Here is an 11,118-nt window from a genome sequence, read left to right as displayed (position 1 = left end):
CCTCCCCCGTTTCTTTAACTATTTCTTTCGTGTGTACTCGTGTACAAATTGAGTAAGACGTTGCAAGGTTTCGACTTGAACTTGCGGAAACACCCCGTGTCCAAGATTAAAAATAAATCCAGGTGTTTCCATCCCCTGATCAAGGATTTCCTTCGTTCTTTCCTCAATAACTTCCCATGGAGCAAGAAGGAGAGCCGGCTCTAGATTTCCCATTAGAGGCTTTGTAATGCCTTCCACTTCTCTCGCCTTCTTAATTGATATTCTCCAATCAATTCCAATCACATCGACAGGAAGCTTATTCCACTCCTGAATAAGGTGACTCGCTCCAACCCCAAACATTAAGAGCGGCACATTCAATTCTTTAAGACGTGAGAAAATTCGATTCATCACTGGTGCAATATAAGTTCGATAATCTGCTTCGTTTAGCGCACCTACCCACGAATCAAAAAGCTGAACCGCTTGAGCTCCTGCTTGTACTTGAGCTGTAAGATAAGCAATTGTCATATCTCCAAGCTTATTCATTAGTTGATACCATCCCTCAGGATCTGAATACATAAATGCCTTGGTTTTATGATAATTCTTAGACGGGCCACCTTCAATCATATAGCTCGCTACAGTAAACGGCGCCCCGCTAAATCCAATTAACGGAACAGATAGCTGCTCTCGAAGCATTTTAATGGTCTCCATCACATACGGAATATCTTTCAATGGATCAAGTTCGCCAAGTCGATCAATATCAGATCTTGTTTTAATCGGATTATCAATAACAGGACCTATTCCTGATTTAATTTCAACATCTATTCCAATAGACGGAAGAGGCGTCATAATATCCGCAAATAGAATGGCTGAATCAACCCCAAGTTGTTCAACAGCAAATCGCGTTACTTCCGCCGCTACTTCCGGATTCAAATTCATCTCATGAAACGAATACTTTTCTCTGATCTTTCTATACTCGGCTTGGTAGCGCCCAGCTTGTCTCATATACCATACAGGTGTATGGTCCGTTTCTTCCCCCCGGCATGCCCGAAGAAATTGATCATTAAATGGTGCTTTATTCATGCTTGTCCACCTTTCTAATTCCACAACGTTCATTTATACATCCTTACATACTATAGCGATCGTTAGCTTCAGTGTACAGATATTAAAGAAAAAAGTCATAAAATCGTCCAACTTTGAAGCCGTTTACATCGTATACTTTAACACAATTCCTTTAGTAAAAAAGTGAATTCCCTCACTCATTTTCTGTTTTTCTTTCTTGCGTTTGTTTTTCTATTTCTTTTATTCACTATTTTTAAACCTATCAAATAAGCTAACCGAAGCTTCATTAGAGACTTCACCTTCTTGATCTGTTAACGGATTAAATGGTACAACTTCATATGATACAGATCCAAAGAAAGAAATCGAATTTCTAGTATACTCTCCCGTTCCATCTACTTCAGCGATTTGCTCTCGCTCTCCATCTTTTATTTCATAAATGTGATAAACAACACGCTCATCTGATGAAGCGGTCCACTTTAGTTTGACTGCTGGTAGACCATATAGAAAATCAAACTCAGCTTTAACATCATTAATAGTCGGAAGAGAGATTGGTTTCTCCATATCTTTCACACCTGAAGGTTTCTTAAACTCCTTCTGACTATTTTCATTCGAAGAGGCATTAACAACTTCTTTAAACAGTTGAACAGGATATTCACTTCCACCAGATAAATAGTGTGAATCTGTGGTTCTATCGTACCCCATCCAAACAGCACCAACGTATTCAGGAGTGAATCCAACAAACCAGGCATCGCGAGAGCCTCCTGATACTCCTTCATAAGAAGTGGTTCCTGTTTTACCTGCAACGGCCACCTCCGACTTACCACTTGTAGCAGTTCCATTTTTTACAACGCCCTCAAGAATCCTAGTCATATACCATGCCGTTTGCTTTGTATAAACTTTTTCTTCAGTTTGATTGGCTTCTCCCACAAGCTTGCCTTCATTATTGTATAGTTTACTAATAAAGAATGGCTTAATCTGCTTCCCACCTTCAATAAACGGTCGATAAGCTGCCATCATTTCAAATGGTGATACGCCCTTATCAATCCCGCCAAGTGCGATTTTCAGGTCACTATCTTCAATCGAAAGTCCACTTTTCTCAAGATAAGATTTGGAATACGGAATACCAATTTCATTTAGAAGCCAAACAGCAGGGGCATTCGCCGAGACTCTTACAGCATCATAAAGTGAAAGTTTGCCTTTGTATTGATTATTATAGTTGGATGGTGAGTAACCATCGTAATCAATCTTCTCATCTTTAAGTAACGTATAGGGACTATACTCTTTTTTCTCGAGCGCTGGAGCATAAACCGCTAATGGTTTTAGAGCAGAACCAGGTTGTCTTTTTGCTGTAACGTGATTAAATCCTTTCTGAACGTAATCACGACCTCCCTGAACCGCCACGACACCTCCGCTTGCTGCATTCATCATGGAAAACCCTCCTTGTGGTGGGGTTTCTGCGTCACTTCCTGGAAATAGAGAATCATTTTGAAACTGTTCATATGCGGCTTTCTGCAATGAAGGATTTAATGGTACAACGATTTGATAACCACCCCTCAGCACCTCTTCGTTCGATAAATTATATCGTGTCTTAGCTTCTTGAAGTGTCATATCAATATACGTAAGATATGCCGGTTCTTTCGTAACCTCAGCAATATCAAGAGCAAGCGTTTTCCCCTGTAGGCGAACTGCTTCTTCTGGTGTTAAATAATCATGTTTTTCCATCAAAGTTAAAACAAGGTCACGTCGATCTTTACTTTCCTCTGGATGATTAATAGGCGAATAATTAGACGGTGCTTTCGGGAGACCCGCAAGCATGGCCCCCTCCTCTACGCTTAACTCTGAAGCAGATTTATTAAAAAAAATTGTAGAAGCAGATTGAATACCATAGGCCCCATGACCGAAATAAATTTGATTCAAGTACATTTCTAAAATTTTTTCTTTGCTATAACTCCGTTCGAGATTAATGGCAATAACGGCTTCTTTTGTTTTTCTAAGCCACGACTTATCATTCGTTAGAAAGACATTCTTAGCGAGTTGCTGTGTGATCGTACTTCCTCCTTCCACTTTCCCCCCTGCTAAAATGTCACGATAGAGCGCTCTTCCTATTGCTTTCACATCCAAACCATGATGTTCATAGAAGCGACTGTCTTCTGTTGCGACAAATGCTTCTTGCACATGATCAGGGATGTCATCTATTGAAATAGGTTCACGGTTTTCAAAATAAAGTTTCGTTATAAGATTACCATCCTCATCGACGAGTTCGGTTGCAGAATTCATTACAAGCTTTTTTTCGTCAATAACATAGTTTCCTGCTAATAATATCCCTAAGTATCCTAATAAACCAATCAGGAACACGGCGAGAGTTGCAATTAAGCATATGCCGATTTTTTTCATACTATATGGCACTCCCTTTAATCAATTAATTACAGCTAAGCTTACATGAAATAGTGCAAATTTTGTACTATAGACAATGACGATTCTGTTTAGTTTTTGCCAAATAAGGGTAAAGTATCAGGCGAATCTCCCTGATCATTTAATTGAAAGGATGGGTATGATGAATAGTTACGTTACATATGGAACATACGATTATCTATTGAAACTAAAAGAAAAACACGAGGATCAGAATATTTTCCTCTTCACTAATCCAGATGGTGCTGCATTGTATCACGAAACAAATGGCACTACTTTTTTTAAGAACGCAAAAAAATATGAAGTTATTGACAGTAAAGGTGATGTAGAAAACCCTGGATTTGTTGTGTTAAATCATATCCCTGTCGAAGAGAGTGAACGCGCTGTATTTGAAGATCGTTTTAAAAACAGAGCAGGCAAGGTTGAGAATGAACCGGGCTGTGAGGGAATTCGAATCTTACGTCCTGTGGCTAATGACACTTATGTAGTAGCAACATTCTGGGATAGTGAGTCATCTTTCAAAAGCTGGCAAACATCTGAAGCTTATGAAACAGCTCATAAAAACCGTCATACAAGTAAAGGTCTTCCTAAAACGATTTTCTCAGGTAAACCTTATCTAAAAACCTATCAAATAGAAAAACCAGAATCTGTTTAATCACAAATAGATCTGGGTAACGCTTCATTAAAACGGATTTATGGTAGAGGAGTGAGCCTTATGCTAGTAAGCGAAAATGAAGTCTATAAATATGCAATCGATACAAAAGATGGAGAGAAAGGTATCTTAAAGGAACTTTATTTCGATGATGAACACTGGGCGATCCGCTATCTCGTCATTGACACACATAAATGGTTACCAGGTCGTAAGGTGCTGATTTCTCCTATTTCTATCGAACATACGAACCATGAGACTGAATCATTCTCCGTATCACTTACTTCTCAAGAGGTAAGTGAAAGCCCTGATATCGATACAAACCAACCTATTTCTCGAAAACATGAAATGGACGTAAATCGCCATTTTAGCTGGCCCTATTATTGGGTAGGTACTGGTGCTTGGGGAAACGGCATGTATCCTAGACCATTTATGGCAGACGATTTACCTGATGCAAATTCATCACTACGCAGTTCCAATGAAGACGAGGAAAACCATCTACGTAGTACGAAAGAAGTAGCCGGCTATCACATCCAAGCTACGGATGGTGAGATTGGTCATGTGAAAGATTTTATCTTTGACGAAGAAACTTGGCAGCTTCGTTATTTTATCGTTGATACAAAAAACTGGTTTTCAGGTAAAGAAGTTCTACTCTCAACCAAATGGATCCATGATATTAACTGGCAGGACCGCACGGTTATTGTAGATGTTACTAAAGAAGACATTGATCAAGCTCCAGAATATCGATTAAACGAACCGATCACACGTCAATTTGAAGAAGATCTTCATACCCATTATGGAAAAACTGGATACTGGAAATTTTAACCAAGGCGAGGTGGTCTTCCATCTCGCTTATTTTGACATATTCCGAGATCATTTCCCAGGGAATCTTAATAGTGGACAACCGACACGAGTTTTCAACAAATTCGCCTGTCACAAATCTGTTGGTTTATATTTCCTAATAAAAAGGGTATTTGTTGTAAAAGAGAAAAGATAGGAGCGTTTTTGTGGCAAATCCAAGTAAGAAACACAAAGAAGTAAAATATCCTGAAAGACAATTTTATTTTCCCGCACAAATCGTAGAAACATTTATTGCTAAAGGGGAATCTCATAGCGATCGTCCCCTTAACAGACAGTTTATACTATCCATCTTAGCGGGAGCATTCGTAACATTTGGTGCTATTTTTTCTGTCCTTATCGCGATGGGGGTAGAAACAGAAGGTGTTAGTAAACTTCTATCAGGCATCGGCTTTGTAACCGGGTATGCCATTGTTTTTATTTCAGGAGCTATTTTGTTTACAGAAGTAAATGTCCTCCTTCCCACCTATATTCTTCAAAGGAAGTTTTGGATTCCGAAAAACATATTAAAGTTCTGGGTCGTTTGTTACTTCGGTAACTTAATTGGTGCTTTACTAGTGGGGACGCTTGTGGTTGCCTCCGGCTCCTTAACCCCTGAATTTTATTCAGAATTAACGACGTATACCGAACATAAAATGAAATTCTTATCTGATGGAACGTTAGGCTGGTTCCAAATTCTGCTCTCAGGAATTATCGCAAACTGGTTAATTGGAATGGCTGCATTTCTCGCCACTGCCGCTCGTGATTTAACTGGTAAAGTACTTGCAACCACACTCCCTGTCATTATTTTCGTAGCGGGAAATTTCCAGCATAGTGTCGCAAATATGGGTTATTTTAGTACCTCCTTTATCCATGGATCCGAATACTCCTGGATTGAATTTCTATTCTTCAACCTGGTACCCGCGAGTATCGGTAACTTAATCGGTGGTGGTGTTCTCGTAGCTTTAACGTTCACCTATGCTTTTAAAGAAGAAATCAATGAAGAACGACTGCCAAAAGAAGAAGCAGAATAAAATAAGGCAGCATGTCAATGGACATGCTGCCTTATTTTAATGAAAGAGACCGGACTTTCTAGATTTTTTCATCAGCTGATTGGTCTTTTTATTTAAGGGCTCTTTAAGAAATGCTCCTAACAGAAGAAAAACAATCGCAAACACTCCCAGAAAGAATAAATCTTCTTTTACGCGCGCCCAAACAATTCCTCCTACTGCTTCTCTCATCAAATCGACCGCGTAAGAAAACGGTAAGAATGGATGGATTTTCTGAAAGAATTCTGGTAATAACGCGACTGGATACGTTCCGCCAGAACCTGCAATTTGGAGAACAAGAAAGACAATAGCCATTGCCTTCCCAACATCACCAAATATAGAAACGAGCGTATAAACCATTAACATGAAAACAAAGCTAGTGGCTAGTCCAAAAAGAACAAATAGGATAGGGTGCACAATATCAACTTGAAGGATAAAGAGGTCCCCTAATGTAACAACGACTGTTTGGAGAAATCCTACGCTAATAAAAGTGAGCAGTTTCCCAAAATACACCTGGCGATTTGAAACTTCTTCAAGTCCAGATACTTCCGTTGTTAATAATGACACTAATAGTAAAGCTCCAACCCATAAAGAAAGAACTGTATAGAAAGGTGTCATACCTGTTCCGTAATTTTGGATTGGAAATAGCGAATTTTTACTTAATACAATAGGTTCTTCAAAAAAACTTTGTTCGGCCATCGGATCGTTCTTTAGAAGTTCAATAATATCATTGATATCGGTCTCTCCCTGAATCTCCCGAATACGATCGGCCAGTTGGTTTACTTTGTCATTTACATAAGGATATTCATTAAGCATATAGGCTAAAATGTCTTGACCTTCTCCTATATTCTCTTCTGTACTAGTGAGAATTCGTTCAACTTCAGGAATCGTTGTTTGCGCCTCTTTCAATGTTGAGCGAGCATTTGACAATGTGTTCTTTGCGCTCGCTATTTCTGAGAGTACTTTTGGTTCAATGTTTTCGTTGTACTCTTTTAGAAATGAGTCGATTTTATTAGCCGTGTCACCTGATTTTTCTTGAAGCGATGAGAGTAGATTATCTACTTCTTTTTGTTTGTCAGCTAATTCGACGTCGATCTTTTCAGTGTCACCTTTAATCATTTGTAGCTGGGCTTTAATTTGATCAAGATCTGTCATTGCTCCATCGATTGCTTCTTTTTGATCCTGGTTCAGTCCAGCTGGTTCTGGTTCTGGTTCTGGTTCTGGTTCTGGTTCTGGTTCTGCTTCTGTCGTTCCCTGCTCTTCCGCGTTTGTATTACTTTCGCTCCTCACCTGTTCTAAAACACCTTGTACATTATTAATCCGTTGAACAGAGTCATCAATTTGTTGATTCATTTGTCCTCTTATCTTCTCAACTGAAGAAAGATCAATGTCTGGTGATTTTAAATTCGTTAAAAACTCATTCACATCTTCTGCCGTTTGTTGGGCCTTCGTTAAATCTTCTTTAACCTGAGGTGCCAGTTCATTCAATCTTCCTTCCGCTTCATTCAGAAACTGAGTGGTGTCATCAATCGTGTTCAACCCTTCACTTGTTATTTGTTCTGCTTCAGGAAGAAGCGCTTGAACTTGATTAATCACTTTCTCTGCATCTTTTGAATCAGACATCGCATCTGAAACTAAACGGTTTATTTCCGGAAGATTTTCCTCAAGTTTGAATACATACTCTTCAAACTGCTGTATATCAGAAAGATCTTTTTCAAATTCTACGCCTAACTCATTAAATAAATCAAAAATTGTCCCATTTACTACAGAAACAAAGTTGCTCGTAATTTGGTCAACAATGACACTTGCTCCTTTTTCTGTGATTTTAGGAGCAATAGCATTTACCTTTTCATTTACGTAATACTCAACTTCTGCTTTCTCCGGCTTATCATTGATAACCGTCCCAAGTTTTTCGGAAAAATCATTAGGAATAACGATCACTGCAAAATAATCGCCGTATTTAAGGTTTTCCATTGCCTTTTCTCGATTTGAAAAATGCCATTCCATACGATCATTTTTCTTTAATTCTTCCATCAGCTCTTCACCAGCATCAATATCCTTATCTCGAATGGTAGCTCCTTTATCTTCATTGACGATTCCAACAGGCAGCTGATCGGTTTGGCTATAGGGATCCCATGAAGCACCAATATTAAACCAGGCGTATAGAGAGGGAAGAATAATGAGACCTCCTAATAATACAGCTGCTACCCAGTTTGTTCCGATACTTCTCCAATCTTTCAAAAAAATTCTTATGATGTTCTTCATATTTAAGCTCCTACTTTAGAAAATATGTAACTACCTCTAATAGTATAATTCCCAATTAATAAAATTGTCATGAGTCATGAGTATGACCATCATACAACCACATATAACTCACATTTAAGTTAAATTTCCTACGAAAAGTGTATCTTCACCCTGTCTCACAAATCTTTTAGGTTCAATTTACTATTTTAATCTCTCTATTTGAGTGTAGGTGCTAACGCATAAGGGAATAAGAAAAAGAGATTATGCGAAAGGAGACATTAGTGTGACACGTGTAGCAATTATTTTAAATCCCAAAGCTGGAAATGTTAAAATGGTCAATCAAATTGAACTGATACAAGAACGACTTCAAGAAAAATATGAACACGTTTCTCTTCACAAGACAGAACATGAAGGGCACGGTGCTGAATTAGTAGAGGAATTGGCGGATGATGTCGACATTCTTATCGGTGCTGGTGGAGATGGTACCATCTATGAACTAGCAAATGCGATTTGTAAGAGGGAGAATCGCCCTATTTTCGGTGTGATTCCTGGTGGAACTTGTAATGACTTCTCTCGAGCGATAGGGATTAATCAAAATCCGATACAAGCTGTCGAACAGCTTTTAGAAGATAACCGTTCCCTAATTGATGTTGGACGATCTAATGACGAATATTTCTTGAATTTCTGGGGGATTGGATTAATCACGCAAACATCCGAGAACATAAATCCTGATACGAAAGAAGTTTTTGGAAGGCTTTCCTATTACATTAGTACAGCACAAACTATTAATAATCCAGAACCTTTTCACCTTAAAGTAGAAGCCGAGGACACGAATTTCGAAGGCGAAGCAGTGATGATGATTGTGGGGAACGGCCCTTTTACAGGAGGAATTCAAGCGTTCTTCCCTGAAAACAACCTGCAAGATGGAGAATTCGATGTATTAATTATTAAAGAGACATCACTTCCTACTTTCTGGTCAATTTTTCAATCTAAAGTGTTCAAACAATCTCGATTTAACGAAGATATACTTCATTTCAAAGCAAAGAACTTAAGGATAACAGCCAGTCCAGAACAAACAATCGACTGCGACGGAGAACGTTATTATACGACCCCGTCCACACTCGAAGTTCTACCAAAATACTTAACTGTTCTTACTGGAAAAAACTTTCCGAACTGATCCTAAACTGAAAGAGGAACGTTTCATCCAAAGAACCCACTCCAATGAGAAGATACAAACAGATAGCCAGAGGGTACCGGCTGCATAGCCTGCTAGTACATCACTTGGATAATGAACCCCTAAATAGATTCGGCTAAATCCAATCATTAGAATAAATAGTAGGACAAGTAAACCACTTATCCATTTAGTTGTCCTTCCTCTCTGGCTTCTTACAATTAAATATCCGATAAATCCATAAAGTAAAAAAGATCCCATTGCGTGACCGCTTGGAAAACTATACCCAACCGCATCGTAAGCAGCATCCACAGAAGGTCTTGATCGTGCAAAGAAATGTTTTAACACTTTCGTTAAAAGTCCTCCTGCTGCCTGAGCAATGATAAAAAAGAGTATACTCCACCCATCACGTTTCTTAAACCACAGTATCGCTACTGTTGCAATGGAAACAACTGTGATCCACCAGACTGATCCTAATTCCGTAATGATCTCAATTACGTTCAACAATCCATCAGATCTAATAGGGTCGATTGCTGATATGATCGATTGGTCAAATTGAAGGGTTTCTTTTTCAAGTATTTCTTCCGCTAACTCTGAAAATAACATGATTGCTAATATAGCAACTAATAGGCCAAATGCATTTAGGAGAAGAGGTAACCAAACCTTTTTTTGTTTTAACGCTCCAGAAAGCGTACTAAAAAACTCATTTTTGTTCATACTCTTACGCCTTTCTTATTTAGACTTTTAAAAAAAGCCGCTGAACCAGCAGCGGCTTTTTCTTAGTTTTCTTTATTCAATACCATTCGAACGAGAAGATGAGCCAATTCGTGACGCTGTTCTTTATTGCCAACTAGCCAAAGTTCCTGAAGAAGTTTCTCTTCTCTATTCTTAGGCTCTTCCTTCGCGGCTAAGTAACCTGCTACTTTTTCTGCTGCCTGGGCCAATCTCTCTTCACTAAGGCCTAGCTTTTCTCCCAGCTCCACTCTTGTAGCAAGATAAGATTTAAATTGTTCGAAATTAGTAAGGATATCATCCATACGCTCGTCACTCATTCGATCTAACGTATCATCGACTTTATTTACGTTAAGCTCACTTTCTTTATTAACTAAATGATTTTTCTCAGTCATTGCTTTCACTCCTTTAATCAGCTATCCATCACTGATAACGATTTTTCGATAAACGCTGGAATATCGTCAGGGTTTCGACTACTCACAAGATTACCTCCACAAACGACAACCTCTTCATCAAATACGTTCGCTCCAGCATATTTTAAATCCGTTTGAATGGACTTGAACCCAGTAATGTTTCTTCCATTTAAAACTTCTGCTGAAATGAGTAGCTGTGGCCCATGACAAATAACGAGCGTTTTCTTATTCATGAACATCATTTTTTTCGTGAATGCAACAAATCGGTCATCTGCACGTAGTTCATCTGGAGAAACTCCCCCAGGAATAAAGAGAACGTCAAATTCTTCAGGTGCCACATCATCAATTCCCTTATCAGCTGTCACTTTAGCCTCGCCTTGTTTTCCCGTTAATTCCTGACCTGCTTTTGAACTAATAACTGTTAAGGCATGACCAGCATTGTTAAACTGCTCTGCGGGTTTTGTATATTCTACATCCTCAAACATATCTGTCATTAATACGGCAATCTTACTCAAGATAAACCCTCCTAGGTAAATGAAATAGTGTCATTGATATAGTGACTATTACCCCTCCTAA

The 11,118-nt window shown here is 38.8% G+C and carries 10 protein-coding genes; 4 read left to right on the top strand and 6 right to left on the bottom strand.

Annotated features, from left to right (window positions below; translation table 11 throughout):
• Positions 1-18 precede the first annotated feature (18 nt).
• Together hemE and LCL91_RS17460 are read right to left on the bottom strand one after the other, a co-directional pair.
• Positions 19-1,059, bottom strand: coding sequence for a uroporphyrinogen decarboxylase (hemE, locus tag LCL91_RS17465; protein WP_224884183.1), 1,041 nt, complete (start codon positions 1,057-1,059; stop codon positions 19-21).
• Positions 1,060-1,278: 219 nt separating this feature from the next.
• Positions 1,279-3,432 (bottom strand): transglycosylase domain-containing protein, encoded by a 2,154-nt coding sequence (locus LCL91_RS17460; RefSeq protein ID WP_224884181.1) that lies wholly within the window; start codon positions 3,430-3,432, stop codon positions 1,279-1,281.
• Positions 3,433-3,592: 160 nt separating this feature from the next.
• On the opposite strand from LCL91_RS17460, the gene LCL91_RS17455 reads away from it, so the two are divergent.
• The 3 genes from LCL91_RS17455 (at position 3,593) to LCL91_RS17445 (ending at position 5,967) form a co-directional block, all read left to right on the top strand.
• Positions 3,593-4,102, top strand: a complete 510-nt coding sequence (locus LCL91_RS17455) for an antibiotic biosynthesis monooxygenase family protein (RefSeq protein WP_224884179.1) — start codon at positions 3,593-3,595, stop codon at positions 4,100-4,102.
• 60 nt (positions 4,103-4,162) lie between these two features.
• On the top strand, positions 4,163-4,921 hold the full coding sequence (locus LCL91_RS17450; RefSeq protein ID WP_224884177.1) for a PRC-barrel domain-containing protein: 759 nt from the start codon (positions 4,163-4,165) through the stop codon (positions 4,919-4,921).
• A 182-nt stretch (positions 4,922-5,103) separates the two neighbouring features.
• Positions 5,104-5,967 carry a formate/nitrite transporter family protein gene (locus LCL91_RS17445; RefSeq protein ID WP_098446449.1) on the top strand — a complete coding sequence of 288 codons (864 nt, stop codon included), beginning with the start codon at positions 5,104-5,106 and terminating at the stop codon, positions 5,965-5,967.
• A 36-nt stretch (positions 5,968-6,003) separates the two neighbouring features.
• Here the strand turns inward: LCL91_RS17445 and LCL91_RS17440 are convergent, their stop codons facing one another.
• Complete coding sequence (locus tag LCL91_RS17440) at positions 6,004-8,247, bottom strand: YhgE/Pip domain-containing protein (protein ID WP_224884175.1); 2,244 nt, start codon at positions 8,245-8,247, stop codon at positions 6,004-6,006.
• 262 nt (positions 8,248-8,509) lie between these two features.
• Between LCL91_RS17440 and LCL91_RS17435 the strand changes: the two genes are divergently transcribed.
• The gene (locus LCL91_RS17435) at positions 8,510-9,403 is read left to right on the top strand and encodes a diacylglycerol/lipid kinase family protein (protein ID WP_224884173.1); all 894 of its coding nucleotides are present in this window, start codon (positions 8,510-8,512) and stop codon (positions 9,401-9,403) included.
• On the opposite strand, the gene LCL91_RS17430 is transcribed toward LCL91_RS17435, so the two are convergent.
• The 3 genes from LCL91_RS17430 to LCL91_RS17420 form a co-directional block, all read right to left on the bottom strand.
• Positions 9,368-10,114 carry a phosphatase PAP2 family protein gene (locus LCL91_RS17430; protein ID WP_160921409.1) on the bottom strand — a complete coding sequence of 249 codons (747 nt, stop codon included), beginning with the start codon at positions 10,112-10,114 and terminating at the stop codon, positions 9,368-9,370. The two genes, LCL91_RS17435 and LCL91_RS17430, sit on opposite strands and share 36 nt — an antisense overlap.
• 62 nt (positions 10,115-10,176) lie before the next feature.
• Positions 10,177-10,524, bottom strand: a complete 348-nt coding sequence (locus LCL91_RS17425) for a DUF3243 domain-containing protein (protein WP_224884171.1) — start codon at positions 10,522-10,524, stop codon at positions 10,177-10,179.
• A gap of 17 nt (positions 10,525-10,541) precedes the next feature.
• The gene (locus LCL91_RS17420; RefSeq protein WP_255640077.1) at positions 10,542-11,057 is read right to left on the bottom strand and encodes a type 1 glutamine amidotransferase domain-containing protein; all 516 of its coding nucleotides are present in this window, start codon (positions 11,055-11,057) and stop codon (positions 10,542-10,544) included.
• Between the last annotated feature and the right edge of the window lie 61 nt (positions 11,058-11,118).

Source organism: Guptibacillus hwajinpoensis, from assembly GCF_020171785.1.
In the GTDB taxonomy this organism is placed as follows: Bacteria; Bacillota; Bacilli; order Bacillales; family Guptibacillaceae; genus Guptibacillus; species Guptibacillus sedimenti.
This window is presented reverse-complemented; position numbering and strand designations above follow the sequence as displayed.

What these genes read in the sequence shown, in the direction of transcription:
- hemE (WP_224884183.1), bottom strand. Translation starts at nt 1,059, where the DNA reads ATGAATAAAGCACCATTTAATGATCAATTTCTTCGGGCATGCCGGGGG.
- LCL91_RS17460 (WP_224884181.1), bottom strand. Translation starts at nt 3,432, where the DNA reads ATGAAAAAAATCGGCATATGCTTAATTGCAACTCTCGCCGTGTTCCTG.
- LCL91_RS17455 (WP_224884179.1), top strand. Translation starts at nt 3,593, where the DNA reads ATGAATAGTTACGTTACATATGGAACATACGATTATCTATTGAAACTA.
- LCL91_RS17450 (WP_224884177.1), top strand. Translation starts at nt 4,163, where the DNA reads ATGCTAGTAAGCGAAAATGAAGTCTATAAATATGCAATCGATACAAAA.
- LCL91_RS17440 (WP_224884175.1), bottom strand. Translation starts at nt 8,247, where the DNA reads ATGAAGAACATCATAAGAATTTTTTTGAAAGATTGGAGAAGTATCGGA.
- LCL91_RS17430 (WP_160921409.1), bottom strand. Translation starts at nt 10,114, where the DNA reads ATGAACAAAAATGAGTTTTTTAGTACGCTTTCTGGAGCGTTAAAACAA.
- LCL91_RS17425 (WP_224884171.1), bottom strand. Translation starts at nt 10,524, where the DNA reads ATGACTGAGAAAAATCATTTAGTTAATAAAGAAAGTGAGCTTAACGTA.